We start from the raw sequence: 23,783 nt of genomic DNA, 5'->3' as shown, positions 1-23,783 counted from the left end.
CTTTTACCGCTTTTACCGCTTTTACCGCTTTTACCGCTTTTACCGCTTTTATCGTTTTAACAGGGAACCATCTCCCGAAGTAAGTGTTCGCAAAAGGCCTTTGCCACAGGCGATTGAGGACTTTTGGTAGAATAGGCCAAGCTGATGTCGGCAAAGCCAATGCTGTGTTGCGGCAGAACATTGATTAATCGTCCCTGATTTACCGCCTCGTGAGCAATAACATGAGGTAATAAAGCGATACCCGCCCCAGCTAAACATAAGTGATATAACGAGTTAAAGTCGCTGCAGATAACTTTATAATGTGTTGGTACGTTTGCGTGCTGAAAATGCCAGGTCTGCTCTAGTTGCCCATGTGCATCTCTAAAACCTAGTAATGAATGATATTGTAAGTCATCGGTATTTTCGATCAGTGATGACTTTTCTAGGTAACTGGGGCTAGCATAAATTTTACGCTCAAAAGTCGTCAGCTTGTGTACTGCAATGTTGGCACCGTTAACTTCACCTACATCAATAATCAAGTCGAGCCCTAAACGATTGAGCTCTTTACTGCCACCAGACACAATTAACACCTCTAATTGGACTTGCGGATACGCATGAATGAAGTGAGCGATATATTCATCCATCAACTTGTCGACGAAAGGCAATAAACCAATGCGTAAATTACCTTGTACTTCATCATGGCGATGTTTAAACACATATCCGGCATGATTTAATTGATTCACCAGTGGTTCGATTTGAGCAAGATATTGTCTACCGGCAGAGGTTAAGGCCATGACTCTAGTTGTGCGAGTAAATAATGGTGCCCCGAGCTGTTTTTCTATTTCTCCAATACGGCGACTGACTAATGCTCTGCGAGTATCAAAAGATTTTGCAGCTTTCGAAAAACTGCCTAACTTTGCTACAGCAATGAATAGCTCTAAATCTTTGATATTCAATATGGCAACCTATACAGCAAAAACTGTGGGTAATAAATCCATTTTAATGGGCTTTTTAGTATTAATGGCATTGAACATATCGACCATAAACCGACATATTAACCGAACAGACTCGCCACAAAAATAACAAACGTAATCTTGTTTCTTTAGTCATGAATTTGAGTGTTTAATTGACTATTAGGCCAATTACTTAACGCTAACATTAATTAATTGTTTATTTTATATAGTAATTTTCGCTTACAGCTTTGTCAATTTAGGTATGATTTTCGCGGTTAGAACATCACAAGTAAGTGATTTTAGTGACTTTGATATTAATGTCGCCCATGGACTCACTTTGTTACCTAAGGTGATAGCGGCCATAAAATAGCTGAAGTATTGCACGCCATTATCTCGCTATTTAAGATATAATGCCTCGCAGATTTCTGGGAGGAAAAATGGACGTATCATCATTATTAGACGGCCTAAACGATAAACAGCGTGAGGCAGTCGGCGCGCCACTTTCAAATATGTTGGTGTTAGCGGGTGCCGGCAGTGGTAAAACCCGTGTATTAACCCATCGTATTGCGTGGTTAATGCAAGTTGAACAACAAAGTCCATATTCTATTTTGGCAGTCACCTTTACCAACAAAGCCGCGGCAGAAATGCGTGAACGGGTGGAAAAGGTTGTGGGCACTAACATGGGTAGGATGTGGATCGGTACCTTCCATGGTTTAGCGCATCGGTTATTGCGAACCCATTATCAAGACGCCAATTTACCGCAAAGTTTCCAGATTATCGATTCTGACGATCAGTTACGCTTACTTAAACGTATTCTAAAAAGCCTTAATTTAGACGAGAAGCAATATCCTCCTCGTCAGGCCCAAGGTTATATTAATGGCAAAAAAGACCAAGGATTACGTCCAAAGCATATCGATGCGGGCGGCTTTCCGATTGAACAGAATTTACTGAATATTTATAAGGTTTACCAAGAGTCTTGCGATCGTGCAGGTTTGGTCGACTTTGCCGAAATCTTATTACGAGCTCATGAATTATGGCTCAATAAGCCGCATTTATTGGCACATTATCAAGAACGCTTCCGTCATATTTTAGTCGATGAGTTTCAAGATACTAACGCGATTCAATATGCATGGATCCGTGTGTTAGCCGGTAATACCGCCAATGTGATGATTGTCGGTGATGACGATCAATCTATTTACGGTTGGCGTGGCGCACAAATTGAAAACTTACATCGTTTCTTAAAAGATTTTTCAGGCGCAACCACCATTCGTTTAGAACAAAATTATCGTTCAACAGCGAATATTTTGAATGCGTCTAACGCTGTGATTGCCAATAACCCAGATCGTTTGGGCAAAGAGTTATGGACCGAAGATAAAGATGGTGAACCCATTTCGGTTTATTGCGCCTTTAATGAAATGGATGAAGCCAAATTCATTGTTGGACGCATTAGCGACTGGCATGAAAAGGGCGGTAGTTTGAGCGAATGTGCCATTTTATATCGTTCAAATGCGCAATCGCGAGTATTAGAAGAAGCCTTTTTACACAAAGGGTTAGCGTATCGTATTTACGGTGGTCTGCGCTTCTTCGAACGACAAGAAATTAAAGATGCTATGGGCTATATGCGTCTGATTAATAACCAAAATGATGATGCAGCATTCGAGCGTGTGGTGAATACACCAGCTCGTGGTATCGGCGATCGTACTTTGGATATTATACGCTCAACCGCCAGACAGCATGAACTGACGCTGTGGCAAGCTTGCGTGAGTTTAATCGAAGAAAAAGTCCTTGCTGGTCGTGCCGCTAATGCCATCAATGGCTTTATGGAACTGATTATTGCGATGCGAACTGATACGGCAGATATGTTGCTGTACCGGATGGCTGATGATGTGATTGATCGTTCAGGCTTGCGTACCATGTACGAGGCCGAAAAAGGCGAGAAAGCCCAAGCGCGAATTGAAAACTTAAACGAGCTGGTTACTGCTGCGCGCAGTTTTGAAATGCCTGAAGAACTTGAAGACATGGGCGAACTTAATGCCTTTTTGTCTCATGCAGCATTAGAAGCTGGCGAAGGTCAGGCTGATGCCTTTACCGATGCCGTGCAGTTAATGACATTGCATTCAGCCAAAGGGCTTGAGTTCCCAATGGTGTTTATGGCTGGCGTTGAAGAAGGATTATTCCCGAGTAAGATGGCACTGGATGAAGGCGATCGTTTAGATGAAGAGCGCCGTTTGTGTTATGTCGGTATGACCCGTGCTATGCAAAAACTGTACATCAGTTATGCTGAGTCTCGTCGTATTTATGGCCGTGAAGATTATGCTAGCCCATCACGGTTTATTAACGAAATTCCCGAAAAGTTTGTTGAACAAATTCGTATACGTGCTCAGGTTAAGCCGTCAGTTAGTCAGCGTTTTCCTGCGAAGGCTACGGTTGCTACTAAAAAACCTCATGGTTTTAACGACACCGGTCATAAAGTGGGTTCTAAAGTGAAGCACTTTAAGTTTGGTGAAGGTGTTGTCACTAGCTTTGAAGGTTCTGGTGAAAAAGGACGTGTGCAGGTCGAGTTTGTTGATTTTGGCAGTAAATGGCTGTTGGTGTCGTTAGCCAAATTAGAGCGTTGTTAATGTGTTTCGCTTGCTAAATCATGGAGAGATGACACCAATGTCATTGCAAGATAAACTTCGTGCTTATGCACGATTAATGCGGATTGATAGGCCTATTGGCACCTTGCTGCTGCTATGGCCGTGTTTAATGGCACTGGTGTTAGCGGCTCAAGGGCTGCCAGATATTAAGGTGCTGTTAATCTTTATTGTTGGCGTGGTTATTATGCGCGCCAATGGCTGCATTATTAATGACTTTGCCGATCGTAAACTAGATGCTCATGTAGAGCGTACGAGTATGCGACCGTTGGTGTCGGGGGAAGTGTCTGTTAAAGAGGCACTGACTCTATTTACCCTCTTAGGTTTGGCTGCGTTTTGCTTGGTATTATGGCTTAATCCACTGGTAGTGCAGTTATCTGTGGTGGGGATTATTTTAACGGTGATGTACCCGTTTATGAAACGGGTGACCAACATGCCACAAATGTTTTTGGGCATTGTGTGGAGTTGGTCAATTCCAATGGCTTATGCCGCTCAACTTGGTGAAGTGCCTGTTGAAGCGTGGTGGTTATTTATGGCCAATTGGTGTTGGACGGTTGCGTACGACACCATGTATGCCATCGTCGACCGTGACGATGACTTAAAAGTCGGCATTAAATCAACGGCTATTTTATTCGGTCGCTTTGATCGACAAATTATCGGTGTGTTTCAACTTGCTGCACTAGGGTGTTTTGTAATGGCTGGGCTGGTGGCCGACCGTGGGGTTATTTATGGCTTGGGCATTATCAGCTTTATTGGTTTTGCCGTGTATCAGCAACGATTAATTTTTGGTCGTGAACGTGCGTCATGTTTTAAAGCCTTTTTAAATAATAACTGGGCCGGAATGGTACTGTTTATTACACTTGCGCTGGATTATATGATTTAACGTTTGTGGTTTATTACCATAGGGCAGGGATGCATGAAAACAATTTATAGGTTAATCGGCGCGATAATGTGTTGTGGGTTATCTCTAGCCAGTGCGTCAGCTAACAATGATGCTGTACTGGCTGACTTAACAAGCAACGCTGTCGATGTGCATTCCACCGCTGCAGTAGTCAATATTCCTCGTACCCGCCAATTTGTGCTTAAAGATGGCGATCGTGACTATCAAGTGATGATCAAGCTCCCCAAAAAATACCAGCAAAATAGTTCACATCAATATCCAGTGATATACATGGCTGACTCCATGTATAGCTTGCAAGTAGTGTCTGGTGCGACGCGATTTCCAATGAACAGCAACTTGATGCAGCAAGCTATTTTAGTCGCCATAGGCTATCAGAGGCCAAGCAAAGGTTCGGCGAGTCGGATCCGCGACTATACCCCAAGTCACGATGCGAGTTGGAAACTACCCACTGGCGAGGCCAAGCGACACGTTGCTTATATCAGTCAGGTTGTTATGCCCTTCGTTGAAAAAAACTATCGGGTCGATACCCAACAAAACACCTTTGTGGGTAATTCGCTAGGCGGGTTATTGGGTGCTTATATTTTATTAGAACAGCCAAGGCTATTTGCGTATTACGTATTAGGCAGTCCATCTCTGTGGTTTGACAATAAACAATTGTTGCAGCAGTTTGTGCAGCGTTTTAGTCAAACACCGGCCATATCTGCCAAGGTGTTTATTGGCATTGGCGAATTAGAAAAGCCACCCTATACCGATAATCATCATATGGTGGCTGATGCGCAGGCTTTTTTTAAACTCCTCCAATCCCATCCATCGGCGCAATCTGGTGACTTAGCACTCAAGCTGCTGCTTATCCCTGAGGCCGATCATTCTATGGCTTTTCCTACCACCGCCATTCATGGTTTAACTTGGCTGTTTAAGCGCAACTTATCTTGATACCCATTTACGGCAATTTTTAGTAACAATTTTTGCGTCAATCAATAGCAGTGAAACTAATGTTTGCTGATATGTTAACAACTTGTATCTTCACGTTTATATTCACAATAATATGCGTGGGTTAATAACATATACAGGGATAAGTATTCAATGAGAGCCACGGTAAAGTATCGGTTAGCCTTTTTAGCCTTAATGGTGTTGAGCTTTGTGATAGGCGTTCAGTGGACACCAGAGTCGTTAACAAGCGACGCTGACAAGTGGTCGTTATACCTTATTTGTGCATTGTATTTTGTGTTACTGCCACTGAGCTACTGGTATTGCATTATTAAAATGGGTGGTCAGAAGCTGTGGAAATTGATAGTTATTTTCAGTTTAAGCAGCTTAGTTGCTCGGTTAAGTTTTCCTGCCGAAGTCGCGCACTATTTTGAGTTTATTGCTTGGTTACGCTATCCGATTATTGCAGTGTTGCTGGTCATTGAATTGTATTTGGTGGTGAGTGTTGTTCGTGGCTTGATTAAGGTGCGAAAGCTTAAGGGCGATCCTAGAGTCGGGGCGGTAGAAACGTATCGAGATGGCGATGAAAAAAGCTTAACTATCGCACTTATCATGGCCAGTGAGGCGACTAACTGGTTTTATTCAATTCCTTGGTTTTCACGTCATCATCCGGCGGCCATCGCCAATATTAACCTCATTAGTGCAACGCGCTGGCATGTGTGGCTTATGCTAATGGGTTGCATCGCTGCATCTTGTGGCAGTTATTTATTACTGGTTTCATGGAGCGAGTGGGTGGCGATAATTGTCTCGAGCATTATTGCCTATACCTTAATGTCTATCGTGGCTAACCATCGGCTATCACGTTATTATTCTTTGTATTTAATCAGAGATAACTTAGTAATTAATAATTCATTATGGGGATTTATGGTAGTGAACATTGCCGATATTGCCAGTGTCGCTGATCAACAATCAACTGAATTAAATAAAGATGAGCCAGAAACCATTATTATTGGCCGTGGGCAGAGTAATGTCACTATTACCTTAAACCGTCCGGTCATTTATCATGGTGGTATGGGTCAATTGCCCGAACCGATGAAGACGGTGCATTTGAGTGTAGATGATCCGCAGCGATTAATTCAGGCGCTGAACAAAAGCAAAGTTTCGGTGGCTGCATAACTGAAAAATCCCATAAAAAAATGCGCTGATAAAAGCGCATTTTTTATGGGTAAATCAATACTACCAAGTGAAAATTCAGTAGCTGATTTACCGATTAATCTCGCACTAATGTGGTTAAGTCTGCAGGGCGATAATAAACTGATTTTAATACTTTGCCTTGGCGTACTACTTTTCCTGCCATATCGACATCTTTAGCGCACTTAGCAATAATAAACTCGCCTTTAGTGCTACCGACAATCTCAACACCTTGTTTGGCGTAAAAGGCGATGGTTTCATCCAATTCTTGCTGGTTACGGCACACTTTGCTCATGTTGCTTGAGTGCACTTCATCCCAGCATTGGATAAAGTCTATGTCGCGGTTTTTAGCCACGTTAAGCAACAAATCGATAAGATAGCTTATCTCTAGACGATCGCTTACCTGAGACGCACCTATGTGCACTAAACGGCCCATTAAAACGTAAACTGAGTCAACAATCGCATCAGCTTGTTCCATGCGAGAGTCAGCTTCTGCAAGCTCGGTCATTTCTTCAATAATTAATGAGGTGTGTAAGGTATCAGCTTTGTCGTCTAGGCTAGCATTGTCGTTAACCGGTAAATCAAAAGTACTGCGGAACTCAAAAATATCACGATATAAATGGTCATAGATAGGCTGGGTGAGTTGACTGAGTTTCATTGGAGTACCTTACGTAATAAATGTGCGCTAATTTTAAAGAAATGAGCCATGGAATACAAAGGCAATCAGTAGATCTACCTATAAAAAAAACCGGCAAAATAGCCGGTTTTAATCATTTTTGGAAAAGCTTATTTGATAAATGCGAAGGCATCACCATATAAATGGGCTTCTTCAATACCTAGCTCGCGAAACAACTCGCGTGCAGCTCCTACCATATCAAAGCGACCCGCAATATAGATGTCGTAACCGTTTAAGCTAACAAAGTCCTGCTTTATTTGTTCGAGCAGATTAGCTTTTTTACCTTCCCAATTACCGTCAGCAAGTTCTACTACTGGAATAAACTCTAACCACGAATGATCAGCATGCCATTGACGAGCGATGTCTTGATAGTACATGGCTTCTTCGTTACGGCAACCCCAATACAATTTAGTATTAATGGTTTCGCCGTTAGCAATCTGTGCTTCAACGATACTTTTTATGTATGAGAAACCCGTGCCGCCCGCAATTAAAATACGTGGTCTGTGGCTATCGCTGCGTAAAAATGCGTCGCCAGCGGGTGCTTCAATATCAATATGTGTCGCTGTTTGTAGGCGTTCAACAACTTGCATTGGATAACTTTCGCTAACCGCGGCACCAATATGCAATTCAATTAACGCTGCATTAGGCGCGGAAGCGATAGAAAAAGGACGTTTGTCTTTTTCACCCATGACCACAGTTAGGTATTGACCAGCCTTAAAATCAAAGGCTGCTTCGGGTTTAAGGAACACTTGGTATACAGCGTCATTAAACGGGGTGACTTTTTCAATCTGACAACGAATGGTTTTCATCTAACGTCCTTTAAACCCTTTTATAATTTTTTTATCAACGAGTTAATTATAGCTATTTACGTCCTGTTCGGATCACTGTAGTTACAATGTTGGCATATCCTGTATGCCGAGATCATCCCAAATTTGGTCAATTCTCTGTTTTGTCTTTTCATCCATCACGATAGGGGTTCCCCATTCTCGCGTGGTTTCACCAGGCCATTTGTTAGTGGCATCTAAACCCATCTTAGATCCTAAACCGGCAACGGGTGAGGCAAAATCAAGATAATCAATCGGAGTATTATCTACCATCATGGTATCGCGAATAGGATCCATTCGTGTAGTAATAGCCCAAATAACATCTTGCCAATCACGGCAATTGACATCGTCATCAACGACAACGATAAATTTGGTATACATAAACTGGCGCAAGAACGACCACGCCCCCATCATGACACGCTTAGCATGGCCGGGATATTGCTTACGGATTGAAATCACAGCCATGCGGTATGAACAACCTTCAGGCGGCAGGTAAAAATCAATAATTTCTGGATACTGCTTACGTAAAATAGGTACAAATACTTCGTTCAATGCCACGCCTAACATGGCCGGTTCATCAGGTGGACGCCCGGTATAGGTACTATGGTAAATGGCATCTTTACGGTGAGTAATGTGAGTCACGGTAAATACTGGGAATGAGTCGGTTTCGTTATAGTAGCCAGTATGATCGCCGTATGGACCTTCTACTGCTGTCTCTTCAGGGTCAATATAACCTTCAAGAATAATCTCGCTGGTGGCTGGCACTTCAAGATCGCAGCTAATGGCTTTACAGACTTCAGTTCGTTCGCCGCGCAGTAAACCTGCAAAGGCATATTCACTCATGGAGTCTGGCACAGGAGTGACAGCACCTAAAATGGTCACTGGATCGCTACCTAATGCCACTACGACAGGATAACGCTCTCCAGGATGGAGCTGTTTAAAGTCTTTAAAATCTAAAGCGCCGCCACGATGATCAAGCCAGCGCATAATCAGCTTGTTTTTACTTAATAACTGTTGACGATAAATACCTAAATTTTGTCTTTTCTGACGCGGCCCTTTGGTGATAGTGAGTCCCCAAGTCACTAATGGGGCGACATCTCCAGGCCAGCAATGTTGGATTGGCAACGAGGTTAAGTCGACTTCATCACCAGTTTTTACCACTTGCTGACAAGGCGGATTACGCACTGTTTTAGGCGGCATATTTAATGCTTGCTTATACATGGGGATTTTGGCGATGGCATCTTTAAAGCCTGTAGGTGGCTCGGGTTCTTTTAAAAATGCTAATAACTCACCGACTTCTCGCAAAGCCAAAGGATCGTCTTTACCCAATGCCATAGCAACACGTTTAGGCGTACCAAATAAGTTAACCAGTACTGGCATTGTATGATTGGTCGGATTTTCAAATAACAGTGCGGGGCCTCCAGATCGTAAAACACGATCGGCGATCTCTGTCATTTCTAAATGAGGGTCAACAGGGTAGCTAATGCGCTTTAACTCGCCATTTTTTTCCAAATGATCGATGAAGCTGCGTAAATCTTTAAAACTCATGTTTACCGCCTGTAAATCAAATCCAAACCAATATGGCGCGCACTATATCATTTTTCTAATATAGGGTTAATACCAATCCATATAAATTGGTATTGGTTAGCGGCTTTCAATACTGGTTAGGTTGCATAATAGTTCTTTGCATTTGAGAGTAACTATCTGAATGTCATTTAATAATTTCATCAGGTAGCTACCTACCTAAGGCTATTGTGTCACGCCATTAACTGCCACTGATTATTAACGAATGATTTTGAAAGGCTGTAAGCGTTAATACCAATATAATAATTACATCAATTCAGGAGGCATCAATTGAGAGTTTATCGAGTGAAGGAAATTCTCTAAGTTGTTTGATTATTGGAGTGAATGATGGTTATAGGTGTGAATATATAGGTGTGAATAATAATTGAGTGGGCCTATCATTTCAGAGTCATAACGGATATCGACTTTAACTAGACTTAGCGTAAACTTGTGGATGTCGATAATGTGCTGGAGATGATGTATGCCGATTAATAGATTCCCTGTGTTGCTATGCTCTTTTGGGAGTGGCGTTTGTTTATTATGCAGCTTGACGGTTTCTGTGCAGGCGAAAGTGCCATTGGATATTGCTCTAGGCAATAGAGTGTCGCATTCGGTAGGTTATCAACATGAAGGTCGACGTCATTCTTCGCATTACCGTGACCCATGGCGCTGGGGATTGGGTTGGAATAGCATATGGGGACCGAATATCGGGCTTAGTCGATATAATGGTTATGGCAGTCGATATGACAATCGCTGGGGTATAGATGAGTATCGTCGCAGTAACGATAATTTTTATCCTTATCGAACAGTTAATGTTGCACCAATCCAAAGCTATCAAGTCGTTGAACCTATAGTGATATCTGCGCCGCAGCGAACTACCACCCAAGTTCAATATGCTTCTGGGTTAAGTCGTTTACCTGAAAATGCCAAAGTGATTCAGCGCGCAAACGGTACCGTTTATGAATGGCAAGGAGTTGAATATTATTTTGACTGGAACACTCAAACCTATGAGGTTGCCAAAGTAGAGACTCCATAGCTGCCTGCATAGAAACAATACTCAATGCTATGGTCTGCTTTAGCCTGGTACATAGCTGTATCGGCTGCAGTGATGAGTTCTCGGCTATTTAAACCATGTTCTGGCAGTACACTAATTCCGATACTGGCGCCAACTTCTAAAGTATGCTTCCCAATAATGATCGGTTGCTTAATATTGGTTAATAGCTGGTTTATTTTATGTTCTATATCGATTGGCTCTGGGAGCATATCAAGCCAAACGATAAATTCATCGCCGCCGAGTCTGCCCACTATATCGGTAGCGCGTAGACTGTTAACCAAACGTTTTGCAATGGTCATGATCACTTCATCACCAATGCTATGGCCAAGAGTGTCGTTAATATTTTTAAATTTATTAAGGTCAATAAATAATAGTGCTGCTTGATTCTCTCCACGTAAATCCCTTGCTATAGCAGTATCAATTTGTTTTATAAATGCGCGACGGTTATAAATACCGGTTAATTCATCATGTTCAGCTAAGAAAATGAGTTGGTCTTGTTGTTCAATTAATTTACGGGTTTGGCTGTCTACTTCTTGCTTTAATTCATCCTTTTTAACGGTAATTTGAGCAAGTGATAGTTTCATTCTATTGAAGTTTTGGGCGAGCGCAGATAACTCATCGGTATCACTGAAATTAATTTGACTCTTTAGGTCTCCAGCAGCAAGCGCTTCCATGCCTTGGTTGAGTGAAGCTAACCCTTTCTTAAAACGAATGAGCGTCATAAAAGACCATGCGGTAACCATAATCGCTAATATTAATAGCACCACTCCCACAAGGAATAATAACGTTTGTTGTTTTTGTTTCGCTTGTTTAATCGATAATTGATGAAGATTAAACATTTCTTCGGTCATTTCTTCAATAACCATGCTGTATTTTGCTTTAAATAATCGTTCAGCAGTGAGGGTTGATGACACATCTACTTGTTTACTATGGAAGCTATTTTGAGTATTAATAAGTGCTCTAATATTGGTATTCAGTCTATTCAGGTTTCCAATAATGAGTTTTTGTTGTGTACCCCATTGAATGTCTTCTGAAAGGTTTTTAGCCAGCTCAGCTTGGCGTATATTTAACTCAGATAACCCCTGGTCATCTGTATACTCTTGGTAAAGCCACAGTTGACTACGTAAACTATCAATGTTGATTTGTAACTTCATTGAGTAATTGAGTTGGCGGTATATTTGTTGTTGATAATAGTGAACTTGTATCAATGACAAGCCGACAATTAATGTAAGCAGTGAACACAGTATAGCGGTGAGTTTTAGGCGCTTAGATAACATCATAAATTACCACCCAGCCTCTAAACTGATAAACTTTTCAAACAATTTTCGATCAAAAATCTGCCTGAAATCAACACTATTCTCTTCAGAGACTAATTTATTATCAATTGCCCATTGGCTTTGAGTTTGGATGTTAGAAAAGAGTGCATTACTGAGTGATAAACGAAAACTATAGTCATTCCAAGAATAACTAAGTTGGGACGGATCGATATCCAACACACGGCTAATTTTTGTCTGAGCAAGCTCTGGATGTGTATGAATATAATCTGTTGCGTCATTAATTGATTTGAGTAGCGCTAACTTTTCTGTAGTTGATAGCCTTGTCTCTTTAAGCTCGATTAAGTTGAACGATAAGTGGTATAGACCGCGACTGCTGATGACGTTGGTATTTGAGTGGACTTTTTGCGTTAACAAATAACTTAAGGGTTCCCAAGCTGAAATAATATCAACCTCATTATTTAATAACGCCGGAATAAGCTGCTCAGCAGGTAAATATATTCGCTCGATTGGTTGCTGAGTTTTGTTATACATGATCAATAAACTATCGAAGAAAAACTCGCTGGCACTGCCTTTTACAATGCCTATGCGTGCGTGGGCTAGATTATCCAGTTGTTGATACTTTTGTGGTGTTAAGCTAAGTAGTTTTAGATCATTATCTGATTCGACAAAACTGGCTAGTACGGAAAAGTTTGTCTGTTTAAAGCTATTAAACATGACCACAGTTTCTGATGCAGTGGCGAGGTCAACTTGTTTATTCTTAAGGGCGTCAAAGCATTTCACTCCGCTGTCGAATCTCACTAGCTCAACATTAAGCCCATTTGCTCTAAAGTAACCTTGTTGTTGTGCAATAAAAAAAGGTGCTGAAAGTGGTGTGCCAGATACCGCAATTTTAATGGGGTCTTTTAGGGCTGAAGCAGTAAGTGATTTGCTTGTGCCAAGGTCACAACTGGCAATGCCGATTAGCATGAAAGCCAAGATAAACATGTTCAACACTTTGATCATAAAGATACTTCAATAAGGAGTTAATAAGGTTAAGTGTAGCGAATGTATTTTTTTTTGATGTGAAATTTTAGCGAGTAAAAGAATTTTTTAATAATATCAATCAATAGCGTTAGTACTAAGGTATGAGTGATGACGTTAATTTATGTATAATGATCAATAAAAAAATCAAGCTTATATTTTGTTTGTTCTTTAATTTCAATATCTTATATTTTCTTTGATCAGTCTGTGTCACTTTCGAATATCCAATATGCGTGGATATATCTCTGTTAATATATTTTCTGCTTGTTGAAACCTTAATTGGTTAATCGATTGTGTTAATAATTCAATATGTTGTGGCGCTATGAGGTTAAGTGTTTTTGCTATTTGAGCAAATGTATTAATGGCATTCATATTATAGTGACTAACTTCTTCCATTAGCGTGTCATATATCATAATAAATTCGTTATTCACTGCTAATATCGGCATGTCCTTTTGGCTGTTTGATGCTTGTAAGTCCTTTTCTAGCAAGGGAATCAGCATTATCGCCAGCTCTTTATTCGTGCTTAATGTCGCCAATAATATCCCATGAAATTGGCTAAATTCTGTAGGAGAGTAGTGTGCTAGTTTAATTTCATGGTTTCGTGCGTAGCAGGCTAATTCGGTGAAACCTAAAGTAGCAGCAGAACTTTTTAGTGTATGCAACATAGGTGCAAAGTCCGCAGGAATGCTTGGCGAAGCCATGGTTTGCTGGATGTACAAGGTTAAGTCATTAATAAACAGCTGAACAGACTTGAAATAGGTGGACTTATTACCACTAAAACGATTAACAACCTGGTGATATTCAAGCTGATGCTCTGCACAAAATAGTGTGATATGTCGTTCAGTCTTACTCATTTTCATTGCAAACTCATCTAATTAGTCTACCTATTTTACCTATGAGTGTTTCAGCTGCCTCTCAATAACGATAACCCTTTTGTCTATCTGAATATTGTCGCGCTTGTGTGTAGGCAGATATTAAGATGCACGTTGGATACATGCAGTCCAAATATATTCCTTTACGCAACAGTGTACCATTTTTGTGTTTATGTCGTTTTTGCGTATTCATATCTTTTATGATCAAGTACATTTGGTATCGACTGAGTTAGCATAATGTACTTATTATGTAGTTTTTGTTTTCATTAGATTAAGGTAGTGGGTTACGTTGCTGCCTATTATTGATAGACGTAAAAAAATTAAGCTATTATAAATGTATGTTGGTTGCAGATAACCTTAAGATTAAATGGATGTTATCTAGCTGAAAATAAGGGAGTTATTTTTATATGTTGTTATCGGGTTTAACCAATACTGTTTATAAAATTCTGATTATTGACGATAATATTCAAAATATATTCATGCTGGAAGATATTTTGTCGCCTCTTGGCAATATCTTTTTTTCAGAGTCTGGCACTAATGCACTCGCGTTAGTGGATAAAATTAAGCCTGATGTCATTTTACTCGATATTGAGATGCCTGACATGGATGGATGGGAAGTGTGTCGTGCACTCAAAGCTAATCCATTATCTAGCGATATTCCAATTATTTTTATTACCGGCCACACAGAGCCTGAATTTGAAAGGTTAGCGCTAGAAAGTGGTGGAGTCGATTTTATTACTAAACCTTTTAACGCTTCTATATGTTGCTTAAGGGTTCATACACAACTTAAATTTAGACAACAAAACCAACTAATTATTAAAGCTAAAGAAGAGTTACAACAATTAGTTAATCAAGTCCCTATGCTTATTACTTATTGGGATGATTTAGGTCAGAATTTATTTAGTAATGACAACACTGGTTTATGGTTTGATAGCTTGGTCGGTGATATTAAAAACAAGCATATTTCGACTATTTTTCCTGAAGCGCTCAGCAATGCAATTTTAAATCATCACCGTCATATTACCTCAGATGCATTAAAGTACATTGTCACCGTCCCTAACCGTGACGGTATGAGCTTTTATGAAGTCTTTCAGTCCAAAATGAAATCAAGTGCTGGAGTCGATGGCTACTTGGTTACTGTTGTTGACGTCTCTGAAGTAAAGCATGCAAAGTAGGCGCTGTACTCTGAAAAGGAGCGTCTTCGAGTAACACTCAATTCTATTGGTGATGCTGTTATTGCGACTGACACAAGAGGGCTTATTACTTTTATGAACCCAATTGCGGAGCGCATGACAGGTTGGCGGTTAAAAGATGCATTACATCAAAAAATTGAAGATGTTATGCATTTGAAAGATTCTGATACTCAGCAGCCATTATTGAACCCGTTATATTTAGCTCTTCGCGAGCAGCGCATTGTGGCAATGGCGCTAAACAGCCTACTTACTTCACGTGGAGGGCATGTTTTTTATGTGGAGGATTCAGCCGCTCCAATCCGTAATGAAAATGGTGAAATGATTGGCGCCATTATGGTGTTTCATGATGTGAGTGAAGCGATGGCGATGGCGATGAAAATGAGCCATTTAGCCAACCATGATCAGTTAACTGATTTACCTAATCGGATATTACTTCAAGATAGGTTAAGCGTCGCGTGTTCTACAGCAAGATCTTATGGCACCAAAGCTGCTGCACTATTAATTGATATTGATCATTTTAAATACCTTAATGATTCCTTAGGCCACCAATATGGTGATGAGCTCATTTGTATGATGGCAAGACGAATCCGCTCGTTAATACCTGCATCGTATACATTGGCGAGATTAGGTGGTGACGAATTTGTGATTTTAATGAGCGAGACTCGCTCTGTTGAGGCTTCTTCGCAATTAGCATCTACATTAGTTGAAGCGATGCATGAACCTTTTGTTCTTGATAATCAGAAGTTTAATGTGTCGATAAGTATTGGTGTTAGTGTGTTCCCAAATGATGCTGTAGATGCCGAGGAATTAATGAGACACGCGGACGTGGCAATGTACCGTGCCAAACAGGAAGGCCGAAATCGCTTCTGCTTTTTCTCGCATGATTTAGAAAGTTCGCTTATGGAGCGCCATCATTTAGAGACTCGCTTAAGAAAAGCATTAATTAATGATGAACTTTTTGTGCATTATCAACCTAAAATTGATTTACAGACAAACATTATTATTGGTGCTGAGGCTCTCGTTAGACTGGCCAATGATGAGGGTGAGCTTATCTCTCCCGCAGAGTTTATTCCATTAGCGGAAGAGTCCGGTTTAATTATTATGCTAGGTAAACAAGTGCTTAATAAGGCTTGCGCTGAAGCTAAACGTTGGTTAGAAATGGGCCATACGATTCCTATCTCGGTGAATGTGGCCGCGGCACAGTTTGCTGATCCCGACTTAGCCGGTATGATCAAGAAAGCACTATTGGACCATAATTTACCGGCGCATTTACTTGAATTGGAAATTACCGAAACTGCATTGATGATTGATGCAGCGGACATGCAAAACAAGTTGAGTGAGTTAATATCATTAGGGATTAAGATTGCTATTGACGATTTTGGTACTGGTTATTCCAGCTTGGCCTATTTGAAAAAGTTTAATGTTGATGTAATGAAAATTGATATGTCGTTTGTGAAAGACATGCTCAACAATAAGCACGATTATGAAATTGTGAAGACGATTATTTCATTGGGCAAATCGATGGGGTTAGTGCTAATTGCCGAAGGTGTTGAAACTAAAGAGCAAAGCCACGCATTAGTTGAATTGGGATGTTTTATGGGCCAAGGTTATTTGTTTAGTCGCCCACTCAGCACCGTTGATTTTGAAGCCTTTATATCACAAAATAATGTGCTAGAAGTGTAACTTACATTAATGAAAAAGCGGTGATTGGCTTAATTTGAGCCGCTTTTGAGTTAATAGAAATGAAAAAGCCCCATTGCATCCTTTGCGTTGGGGCTTTTGTTTGCATTGTCTGTGGTTATATTTATGCCACTGGGGTATCCAACACTCCAATGCTATCAACCTATACCAATTGATGCTCCAGAGTGTTGTCAAGCTCGTGATTATTATTGTTTTGAGCTTGTCAGCCAGAGGCCGGAATAAAAATGACGTTATTAGATTATAGAGTCTGGGGACCCAATAACGCCTGAACTGTTATGTTAGCAGTCGTCCTTAACGGCTAACGGTAGAGCGATAAAGCGGCAAGGATGCAAGATATTTTGCGCTTATTTTTATTAGAATGTTTGTTGCTGTGTGTTATCAACTTGCTGGGGGACGAGTTGTTGACACGGTCAAACATCCTTGCCAAAACGTTTTTGATACTTAGTTCCACTAATGGTGACAGTAGCGCCGTCAATGGCGAAAGCTAAAATACCTAATAAAAATGACGTTATTGGATTAATAGAGTCTGGGGACCCAATAACGCCTGAACTGTTGTGTTAGCAGTCGCCCTTAACGGCTAACGGTAGAGCGATAAAGCGGCAAGGATGCAAGATATTTTGCGCTTATTTTTATTAGAATGTTTGTTGCTGTGTTATCAACTTGCTGGGGGACGAGTTGTTAATACGATCAAACATCCTTGCCAAAAACGGTTTTATGTTACTAACTTGCCATAGCTTGTAATTGTTGACTTAACTGGGCAATCTTTTGTTGTAAATAGGCTATTTCTGATACGATCGCGCCTTTGTTTTCTGTTTGGCGACTATCATTACTTCTGACCCATTGATAAACAGTTTTAGCCGACACACCATATTGTTTTGCTACGTCGGATAATAATCGATTATGGTTTTTGACTTCATTAATCACTTGTCTCTGTAAGTCGACTGGATATTGTCTCGCATTTGACATATTCATCAAATAATTTCCTTCTGATTTATCTATGTTTACCTGAGCGAGTTTCAACTTCATCCCACTGACTGCAACCGAGATGTGCTAAGAAAAAAATGTTTTGACGGCATTGTGCAATGACATTATTTACCATGACATTTATCGATATAATGCTACGTTTTACGGTTATTTTATTCATCGCTATCTCCTATAGTTACAATGGATTGCTTAAAAAATAAACTACTACTTAATGGGTATATATTCTTATATGGAAAGCTTGTGCCAACTTTGATAAATATTTTTAGTTGTTATTTATCATATGGTTATGTGTTTTGTGTGGTTTTGTTATTTTTAAGCTTTCAGCCAAATTGGTGCAATTGCACTAATTTGGTGAGCGTGCTCTGCCGACAACCCATTACGGTTGTCATTGTCGTCGCGCAGTATGGACGACAAATATGGCAAAAAAAGGTCACCTTAATGACAAGATGAATTCAAGGTTATCGTTGAGTGAGTTGTTGCCAGTTGATGATTGGAGAAACGTTAACAAAGTGGGGCTGAGAATATGGCCGTAAAGATTATCAGAGAGCTAAGCACTCGGTGAATGAGTTTATGTGTGAAAAAAGCCTTATGCGTATAGAAGCGTCGTCGACGTCCGTAAAATTGCGCTAGGCTGCGCAATTAACGGATGACATGATACATAAGAGTTAAATCAATGAACTAGTTCATTAAAAATAGTGTGGCTAGGCCTAAAAATGCAAATAAGCCAACGACATCGGTTACTGTGGTTAACACCATGCCACCTGCGAGCGCTGGGTCTATATTTAATTTTTTTAACATTATTGGGATGGTGGCGCCAGCAAAGCCTGCTACCGTCATGTTAATCAGCATGGCACTGCCAATTAGCCCTCCTAATGCGATGTCATCTTTCCAAAGCCATACCGCAAAAAATACCAAAATAGACCACATTATGCCGTTCAATAATCCGATGCCTAGTTCCTTGCCGATTAACCAACGCGAGTTACTTTGGCCAATATGCCCAAGTGCAATACCACGGATCACTAGTGCTAAAGTTTGATTGCCTGCAACTCCACCCATACTTGGTACTATGGTCATTAAAATCGCGATGGTGGCAAATTGCTCCAAAGTGCCTTCAAACATATTACTCACAGATGAGGCTAGTAATGCAGCAAATAAATTGATGGTCAGCCATAGAGAGCGTCTTAGAGTACTTTTGAGCACTGGCCCAAAGGTATCTTCATCATCATCCATACCAGCCATTCCCATCATTGAATGTTCGGCATCTTCGCGGATCACATCAATAACGTCATCGATAGTAATTCGGCCAAGTAATTTTGCTTGGCTGTCGACGACAGGGGCAGATATCCAATCCATTCGTTCAAATTTTTGAGCCACATCTTTGTCAGACATCTCTACAGGAATACTTTCTAATTCTGTGTCCATAATACTGCGGACTGTTACGCTTGGATCGCATGTGAGTAAATCGGCTAATCTTACCCCGCCTAAAACATGATCTTGGCGGTCAACGACATATAACGTATCCGTTGTATCGGGTAAATGTCCCCGTTGTCGTAAATAGCGTAATACCACTTCGATATTGACATCTGGCCGTAGGGTGACGGTATCGGTATTCATGATACTGCCGGCAGTATCATCCGGGTAACGCAATGCTTGCTCTACTCTATCTCTGTCTTGGCTTCGCATTGATTTGAGTACTTTCTTGTAAACATCATCGGGTAAACTACGAAGAATATAGGCGAGATCATCTGTATCCATGCCTATTGTGGCCTGGGCAAGCTTCTCTGGGGTCATGCTGCTAATTAGGGAGTCTTTAAGTTCTTCGCCTAATTCATCAAGAATTTCACCAGCATATTGTTGATCAATAAGTTGCCATAACACCTGACGATTTTTGGGCGGTGATGATTCGAGAATAAGGGCGACATCGTTAGGTGACATGGTATGTAGCATGTTACGGGCGTGAACAAACAGGCCGCTGTCTAGCGCTTGAACCAGTTGATTGAGACGTTGTTCTGTTATCTCATTGTCTAGGTACTCTTTACCCATATATCTACTTCCTATTCGTCATACTTATATTATTCAGTATGTAATTATTCTGGGTTTCTCAGGTTGTACAGTTCAAGGCGTATAAATGCAGAAATAGCTGTCTTTACGTAAGACGATGAAATGCAGAAAGAGAATACTTAAATACTTCTGCGGTGAAATTCTGCAGCAGCCAATGCTGCTTTACATACTATAGACGTACCACTTCACGGAAGCAGAATTACACTGGATCCGTTGCTAGAAGCGGCTCTGTCTTTATCATGTTAAACACTAAACTCCCGCAGAATGGAATGATACTAATGAGATTGGCATCAACTGCATGAGATAAACCTAAGGGCTAATATTTTTGAGGGACTGATGTCTATTGGTGATCATCAATGTCGTGACAGTTTGGTTAGTAGAGACCGCATGCAATAAGGATAACGGTTATTTAAAACATGAGTAACTGCAGCTATTCACAAATTACAGGCTATTTATAAATTTAATTCGATTAAAAATTAACAAGATTCATCAAATTTAGCATTAATGAGATCACACACTGCGTTTAATGCCACTTCAGCATCAGGGCCTTGAGCAGTAACAGTAATCATTTTACCAATACCACTTTCAAGCATTAATAACCCCAGCACACTTGCAGCGCTGGCATTTTTTTCACCTTGAGTTAAGGTGATGTTAGCATCAAAATCCGCAGCTAATACTGCGAGTTTTGTTGCTGCGCGGGCATGTAATCCCAATTTATTTGAAATGGTCACTTGGCGTTCAAGTTTGATCATTGACGCGATCCTATGCTCACTTAGTTATTAGTATCACTGATATTTAACTCTCTGTGGCGAGCATTAACCGTGTGTTTACTACCTTGTCTAAACCGTTTAGCTAATTGATCTGCAATATATACCGAACGGTGCTGACCACCAGTACAACCAATCGCGATGGTAAGGTAACTGCGATTATTACGTTCTAGATGTGGCATCCAAGTTTCAAATAGATTTTCAATTTGCCAAATAAACTTATTCACTAATGGCTGACGCCCTAAAAACTCTTGTACGGGTTCGTCTAAGCCCGTAAATGGACGCAGCTCAATTTCCCAGTGGGGGTTAGGTAAAAAGCGTACATCAAACATAAAGTCAGCTTCTGTCGGCATTCCGTGTTTAAAACCAAAAGATTCAAAGTTAATCACTAACTCTTTATCAACACTGCCTAATAATATTTGCCTAACTTGGTCGCTTAATTCGTAGATATTTAGTGCAGAAGTGTCGATGTAGTGATCAACAATTTTTGCGATCGGCTCGAGTAAACGGCCTTCTAATTTGATCGCTTCTTGCAGTGAAATATGATTTTTAGATAATGGGTGCAATCGACGTGTTTCGCTGTAACGTTTAAGCAATACTTTGTCATTGGAATTTAAAAAGAAGCTGATAATTTCAGTGTCATTCTCAAGTAGTGCCAATTGGTCTTGAAGCACTTTACCTTGTTCTGCAATGTTACGAACATCAACACTAATCGCAACCAAATCATTGCTGCCCTTAAGCTGGGCTAATAATGTGCCAATAAGTGGTAAAGGCAAATTATCAACACAATAATATCCTAGGTCTTCTAATACTCTCAGGGCAACGGATTTTCCTGAGCCTGAACGTCCCGATACTATGACAAGTTTCATGCAGTAATAACCTGATAAAGTTCTGTTGCGTCGTGAGTTTTGCGAAGCTGTTTCAATATTTGCTTATCGCTTAACTTTTGGGCCATGCTTGATAACGTGCCTAAATGTTGTTGGCACTGGTCGGCAGGTACTAACAAAGCAAATAAAAGATCCACGGGCTGCTTATCTATTGCATCAAAGGCAATGGCTTCTTCACATTTAATAAATATCGCGATAGGGTGATCGATGGTCGTTAATCGACCATGAGGTATCGCAATGCCATTTCCTATACCTGTGCTACCCATTTTCTCTCTCGCTAACAGGCTTTCAAAAACCTCTTGCGAAGACAGGGTTGGGTACTGGGCAGCGACTAAATTGCTGATGAGTTCCAGTACTTTTTTCTTACTGCCCGGTGTGGCACAGGTAGTGCATTCCGGCTGCAGAATGGTACAAAGTTCCATCGTTAGTGTTTTGTATTCTTCTCTTTGTGTTTAATTACCTGACGGTCGAGTTTATCGATCAGGGCGTCTATTGCAGCATACATATCAGTATTTTCTGACATTGCAAAAATCTCTGCGCCATTAACGTTGATTTTAGCTTCTGCTTTTTGTTGTAATTTTTCTACATTGAGCACAACGTGTACATTATGGATCTGATCGAAGTGCCGTTCAAGCTTTGAAAATTTACCTTGGACGTATTCACGTAAAGATTCTGTGATTTCGACATGATGTCCAGTCAGACTTATTTGCATAAAAAATCCTCCATTGCCTAGTAGGTTATAAACTCTTACGTTGGTTTGAGGGCGGGATCATCATTGCTTCACGGTATTTTGCAATCGTACGACGCGCAACGTTTATGCCCTGTTCTGCCAGAAGCTGAGCCATTTTACTGTCGCTCAGTGGTTTTTTCTGGTTTTCTGCGGCAACCAGCTTTTTGATAAAAGCACGAATGGCTGTAGATGAGCATTCCCCGCCATCGTCAGTACTGACATGGCTAGAGAAGAAGTATTTTAGTTCAAACAACCCTCGTGGGGTGTGCATATATTTTTGTGTGGTGACTCGTGAAATGGTCGATTCGTGCATCTCTACTGCTTCCGCAATATCATTGAGCACCATAGGCTTCATGGCTTCTTCGCCATATTCAAAAAAGCCTTGCTGAAATTGTACAATGCAATTTGCCACTTTAAGTAAAGTATCGTTGCGACTTTCAATACTTTTAATAAACCATTTAGCCTCTTGCAGATGGCCTCGAATAAATTGACTATCCGACGGGTTTTTACTGCCTCTAGCCATGGCCGCGTATTGCTGATTAACACCAATTTTAGGCATGTTGTCTGGGTTTAACTCTACAACCCAGCGGCCATTTTTCTTTAATACAGTGACATCGGGAATAACGTATTCATCATCCATTGGGGTAATTAATAAACCAGGACGAGGATTGAGTGTCTGAATTAGAGTGATTGCGTCACGTAATTCATTTTCTTTTAGTTTTGTTTTACGCATCAATAATCTGAAATCACGGCCAGCAATTAAATCTAAATAGCCTTTAATTAACAAACGAGCATTATCGATATGTGGTGTGTCGTTAGAGAATTGTGCTAATTGAATAAATAGACATTCACTTAAATCACGTGCAGCAACACCAACAGGGTCAAAGTGTTGAACGCGTTTTAATACCGCTTCAACTTCATCAAGTTCCACATTTTCATCACCCATGGCTTCAAGAATATCTTCGGTACTTTGGGTTAAATAACCGCGTTCATCTATGGCATCAATAATGGCGGTGGCAATGGCGAGATCAGTGTCTGAAAATGGGGTAAGATTTTTTTGCCATTCTAAATGTTCGTACAAACCTTCGGTCGTTTCACCTTGAAAGGGCATGTCGTCATCGCGCATGCTCGCACTGCCTGAACCTGACATTGGTGAGGCTGTGTACACTTCGTCCCATGTGGTATCCATGGCTAAATCATCCATGGTTTCTTTGGTCATGGATTCTGCAATGTCGACAGTGGAAGTGTCTTTTTCGACATTAACAATGCTGTTGTCACTAAAGTCGGTATCCGCTTGGTCGCGATTTTCCTTTAAGGAGTCTTTTGCTTCAGAAAACTCATCTTCTATTTCAAGTAATGGATTTGAATCTAATGCTTGTTGGATTTCCTGCTGTAGCTCCAATGACGATAATTGCAGTAAGCGAATGGCTTGCTGCAATTGTGGGGTCATGGTTAAGTGTTGACCCATTTTAAGTTGGAGTGACGCTTTCATTTACCGCTTATCCCTAGATGATTTTCAATAAAAATGACAATCTCGAAACTGTAATGGATTGCCATATACATCAATGACATTTAACGTTGTTTAG

General features: G+C 40.7%; 22 protein-coding genes. 7 read left to right on the top strand and 15 right to left on the bottom strand.

Annotated features, from left to right (window positions below):
- Positions 1-56 precede the first annotated feature (56 nt).
- Positions 57-935: a LysR family transcriptional regulator gene (locus tag H5181_RS16415; protein ID WP_011638835.1), complete on the bottom strand. Its 879-nt coding sequence runs from the start codon at positions 933-935 to the stop codon at positions 57-59.
- Between the two features lie 434 nt (positions 936-1,369).
- Here H5181_RS16415 and uvrD point away from each other — a divergent pair, with 434 nt between their 5' ends.
- The 4 genes from uvrD (at position 1,370) to H5181_RS16395 (ending at position 6,572) form a co-directional block, all read left to right on the top strand.
- A complete protein-coding gene (uvrD, locus tag H5181_RS16410; RefSeq protein WP_011638834.1) occupies positions 1,370-3,553 on the top strand; it encodes a DNA helicase II in 2,184 nt (727 codons plus the stop codon).
- Between the two features lie 37 nt (positions 3,554-3,590).
- Positions 3,591-4,451, top strand: a complete 861-nt coding sequence (ubiA, locus tag H5181_RS16405) for a 4-hydroxybenzoate octaprenyltransferase (protein ID WP_182751539.1) — start codon at positions 3,591-3,593, stop codon at positions 4,449-4,451.
- Between the two features lie 33 nt (positions 4,452-4,484).
- Positions 4,485-5,402 (top strand): alpha/beta hydrolase, encoded by a 918-nt coding sequence (locus tag H5181_RS16400; protein WP_182751538.1) that lies wholly within the window; start codon positions 4,485-4,487, stop codon positions 5,400-5,402.
- 150 nt (positions 5,403-5,552) lie between these two features.
- Positions 5,553-6,572: a hypothetical protein gene (locus H5181_RS16395; protein ID WP_182751537.1), complete on the top strand. Its 1,020-nt coding sequence runs from the start codon at positions 5,553-5,555 to the stop codon at positions 6,570-6,572.
- Between the two features lie 94 nt (positions 6,573-6,666).
- On the opposite strand, the gene H5181_RS16390 is transcribed toward H5181_RS16395, so the two are convergent.
- From H5181_RS16390 to ubiD, 3 genes are all read right to left on the bottom strand, one after another.
- Entirely contained in the window at positions 6,667-7,245 is a 579-nt protein-coding gene (locus tag H5181_RS16390) for a nucleoside triphosphate pyrophosphohydrolase family protein (RefSeq protein ID WP_123883984.1), read from the bottom strand.
- 128 nt (positions 7,246-7,373) lie between these two features.
- On the bottom strand, positions 7,374-8,072 hold the full coding sequence (gene fre / locus H5181_RS16385) for an NAD(P)H-flavin reductase (RefSeq protein WP_011638827.1): 699 nt from the start codon (positions 8,070-8,072) through the stop codon (positions 7,374-7,376).
- Positions 8,073-8,153: 81 nt separating this feature from the next.
- Positions 8,154-9,635, bottom strand: coding sequence for a 4-hydroxy-3-polyprenylbenzoate decarboxylase (ubiD, locus tag H5181_RS16380; RefSeq protein WP_011638826.1), 1,482 nt, complete (start codon positions 9,633-9,635; stop codon positions 8,154-8,156).
- A gap of 496 nt (positions 9,636-10,131) precedes the next feature.
- On the opposite strand from ubiD, the gene H5181_RS16375 reads away from it, so the two are divergent.
- Complete coding sequence (locus H5181_RS16375; RefSeq protein WP_182751536.1) at positions 10,132-10,686, top strand: hypothetical protein; 555 nt, start codon at positions 10,132-10,134, stop codon at positions 10,684-10,686.
- Here the strand turns inward: H5181_RS16375 and H5181_RS16370 are convergent.
- The 3 genes from H5181_RS16370 to H5181_RS16360 form a co-directional block, all read right to left on the bottom strand.
- Positions 10,656-11,984: a diguanylate cyclase domain-containing protein gene (locus H5181_RS16370; RefSeq protein WP_182751535.1), complete on the bottom strand. Its 1,329-nt coding sequence runs from the start codon at positions 11,982-11,984 to the stop codon at positions 10,656-10,658. The two genes, H5181_RS16375 and H5181_RS16370, sit on opposite strands and share 31 nt — an antisense overlap.
- A gap of 3 nt (positions 11,985-11,987) precedes the next feature.
- Positions 11,988-12,965: an ABC transporter substrate-binding protein gene (locus tag H5181_RS16365; protein ID WP_165871048.1), complete on the bottom strand. Its 978-nt coding sequence runs from the start codon at positions 12,963-12,965 to the stop codon at positions 11,988-11,990.
- Positions 12,966-13,211: 246 nt separating this feature from the next.
- Complete coding sequence (locus H5181_RS16360; RefSeq protein ID WP_182751534.1) at positions 13,212-13,862, bottom strand: hypothetical protein; 651 nt, start codon at positions 13,860-13,862, stop codon at positions 13,212-13,214.
- A gap of 419 nt (positions 13,863-14,281) precedes the next feature.
- Here H5181_RS16360 and H5181_RS20600 point away from each other — a divergent pair, with 419 nt between their 5' ends.
- Both H5181_RS20600 and H5181_RS16355 read left to right on the top strand, forming a co-directional pair.
- The gene (locus tag H5181_RS20600; protein WP_220491816.1) at positions 14,282-15,049 is read left to right on the top strand and encodes a response regulator; all 768 of its coding nucleotides are present in this window, start codon (positions 14,282-14,284) and stop codon (positions 15,047-15,049) included.
- A 3-nt stretch (positions 15,050-15,052) separates the two neighbouring features.
- A complete protein-coding gene (locus H5181_RS16355) occupies positions 15,053-16,750 on the top strand; it encodes a bifunctional diguanylate cyclase/phosphodiesterase (protein WP_220491819.1) in 1,698 nt (565 codons plus the stop codon).
- A gap of 738 nt (positions 16,751-17,488) precedes the next feature.
- Here H5181_RS16355 and H5181_RS16350 read toward each other — a convergent pair.
- From H5181_RS16350 to H5181_RS16315, 8 genes are all read right to left on the bottom strand, one after another.
- Positions 17,489-17,740 (bottom strand): transposase, encoded by a 252-nt coding sequence (locus tag H5181_RS16350; RefSeq protein ID WP_011638820.1) that lies wholly within the window; start codon positions 17,738-17,740, stop codon positions 17,489-17,491.
- A 19-nt stretch (positions 17,741-17,759) separates the two neighbouring features.
- Positions 17,760-17,912: a hypothetical protein gene (locus H5181_RS16345; RefSeq protein ID WP_165871047.1), complete on the bottom strand. Its 153-nt coding sequence runs from the start codon at positions 17,910-17,912 to the stop codon at positions 17,760-17,762.
- Between the two features lie 518 nt (positions 17,913-18,430).
- The gene (gene mgtE / locus H5181_RS16340; protein WP_011638819.1) at positions 18,431-19,795 is read right to left on the bottom strand and encodes a magnesium transporter; all 1,365 of its coding nucleotides are present in this window, start codon (positions 19,793-19,795) and stop codon (positions 18,431-18,433) included.
- Positions 19,796-20,289: 494 nt separating this feature from the next.
- Positions 20,290-20,565, bottom strand: a complete 276-nt coding sequence (locus tag H5181_RS16335) for an HPr family phosphocarrier protein (RefSeq protein ID WP_011638818.1) — start codon at positions 20,563-20,565, stop codon at positions 20,290-20,292.
- 20 nt (positions 20,566-20,585) lie between these two features.
- Positions 20,586-21,449: an RNase adapter RapZ gene (rapZ, locus tag H5181_RS16330; protein WP_011638817.1), complete on the bottom strand. Its 864-nt coding sequence runs from the start codon at positions 21,447-21,449 to the stop codon at positions 20,586-20,588.
- Positions 21,446-21,889 (bottom strand): PTS IIA-like nitrogen regulatory protein PtsN, encoded by a 444-nt coding sequence (gene ptsN / locus H5181_RS16325; protein WP_011638816.1) that lies wholly within the window; start codon positions 21,887-21,889, stop codon positions 21,446-21,448. The genes rapZ and ptsN overlap by 4 nt, the downstream gene beginning before the upstream one ends.
- Before the next feature lie 2 nt (positions 21,890-21,891).
- Positions 21,892-22,179, bottom strand: coding sequence for a ribosome hibernation promoting factor (gene hpf / locus H5181_RS16320; protein ID WP_011638815.1), 288 nt, complete (start codon positions 22,177-22,179; stop codon positions 21,892-21,894).
- A gap of 25 nt (positions 22,180-22,204) precedes the next feature.
- Positions 22,205-23,689, bottom strand: a complete 1,485-nt coding sequence (locus H5181_RS16315; protein WP_011638814.1) for an RNA polymerase factor sigma-54 — start codon at positions 23,687-23,689, stop codon at positions 22,205-22,207.
- Between the last annotated feature and the right edge of the window lie 94 nt (positions 23,690-23,783).

The sequence above is a fragment of the Shewanella sp. SG44-2 genome (assembly GCF_014164215.1).
GTDB classification, from domain to species: Bacteria; Pseudomonadota; Gammaproteobacteria; order Enterobacterales; family Shewanellaceae; genus Shewanella; species Shewanella frigidimarina.
The sequence above is the reverse complement of the archived record's forward strand: the minus strand, read 5'-3'. Positions and strand labels throughout refer to the sequence as shown.

Excerpts from the sequence above, each read along its gene's own strand:
- H5181_RS16375 (WP_182751536.1), top strand. The coding sequence starts at position 10,132 with ATGCCGATTAATAGATTCCCTGTGTTGCTATGCTCTTTTGGGAGTGGC.
- fre (WP_011638827.1), bottom strand. The coding sequence starts at position 8,072 with ATGAAAACCATTCGTTGTCAGATTGAAAAAGTCACCCCGTTTAATGAC.
- H5181_RS16395 (WP_182751537.1), top strand. The coding sequence starts at position 5,553 with ATGAGAGCCACGGTAAAGTATCGGTTAGCCTTTTTAGCCTTAATGGTG.
- H5181_RS16350 (WP_011638820.1), bottom strand. The coding sequence starts at position 17,740 with ATGAATATGTCAAATGCGAGACAATATCCAGTCGACTTACAGAGACAA.
- H5181_RS16390 (WP_123883984.1), bottom strand. The coding sequence starts at position 7,245 with ATGAAACTCAGTCAACTCACCCAGCCTATCTATGACCATTTATATCGT.
- ubiA (WP_182751539.1), top strand. The coding sequence starts at position 3,591 with ATGTCATTGCAAGATAAACTTCGTGCTTATGCACGATTAATGCGGATT.
- rapZ (WP_011638817.1), bottom strand. The coding sequence starts at position 21,449 with ATGAAACTTGTCATAGTATCGGGACGTTCAGGCTCAGGAAAATCCGTT.
- ptsN (WP_011638816.1), bottom strand. The coding sequence starts at position 21,889 with ATGGAACTTTGTACCATTCTGCAGCCGGAATGCACTACCTGTGCCACA.
- H5181_RS20600 (WP_220491816.1), top strand. The coding sequence starts at position 14,282 with ATGTTGTTATCGGGTTTAACCAATACTGTTTATAAAATTCTGATTATT.
- hpf (WP_011638815.1), bottom strand. The coding sequence starts at position 22,179 with ATGCAAATAAGTCTGACTGGACATCATGTCGAAATCACAGAATCTTTA.
- H5181_RS16370 (WP_182751535.1), bottom strand. The coding sequence starts at position 11,984 with ATGATGTTATCTAAGCGCCTAAAACTCACCGCTATACTGTGTTCACTG.
- H5181_RS16360 (WP_182751534.1), bottom strand. The coding sequence starts at position 13,862 with ATGAAAATGAGTAAGACTGAACGACATATCACACTATTTTGTGCAGAG.
- H5181_RS16400 (WP_182751538.1), top strand. The coding sequence starts at position 4,485 with ATGAAAACAATTTATAGGTTAATCGGCGCGATAATGTGTTGTGGGTTA.
- ubiD (WP_011638826.1), bottom strand. The coding sequence starts at position 9,635 with ATGAGTTTTAAAGATTTACGCAGCTTCATCGATCATTTGGAAAAAAAT.
- mgtE (WP_011638819.1), bottom strand. The coding sequence starts at position 19,795 with ATGGGTAAAGAGTACCTAGACAATGAGATAACAGAACAACGTCTCAAT.
- H5181_RS16335 (WP_011638818.1), bottom strand. The coding sequence starts at position 20,565 with ATGATCAAACTTGAACGCCAAGTGACCATTTCAAATAAATTGGGATTA.
- uvrD (WP_011638834.1), top strand. The coding sequence starts at position 1,370 with ATGGACGTATCATCATTATTAGACGGCCTAAACGATAAACAGCGTGAG.
- H5181_RS16365 (WP_165871048.1), bottom strand. The coding sequence starts at position 12,965 with ATGTTTATCTTGGCTTTCATGCTAATCGGCATTGCCAGTTGTGACCTT.
- H5181_RS16345 (WP_165871047.1), bottom strand. The coding sequence starts at position 17,912 with ATGAATAAAATAACCGTAAAACGTAGCATTATATCGATAAATGTCATG.
- H5181_RS16315 (WP_011638814.1), bottom strand. The coding sequence starts at position 23,689 with ATGAAAGCGTCACTCCAACTTAAAATGGGTCAACACTTAACCATGACC.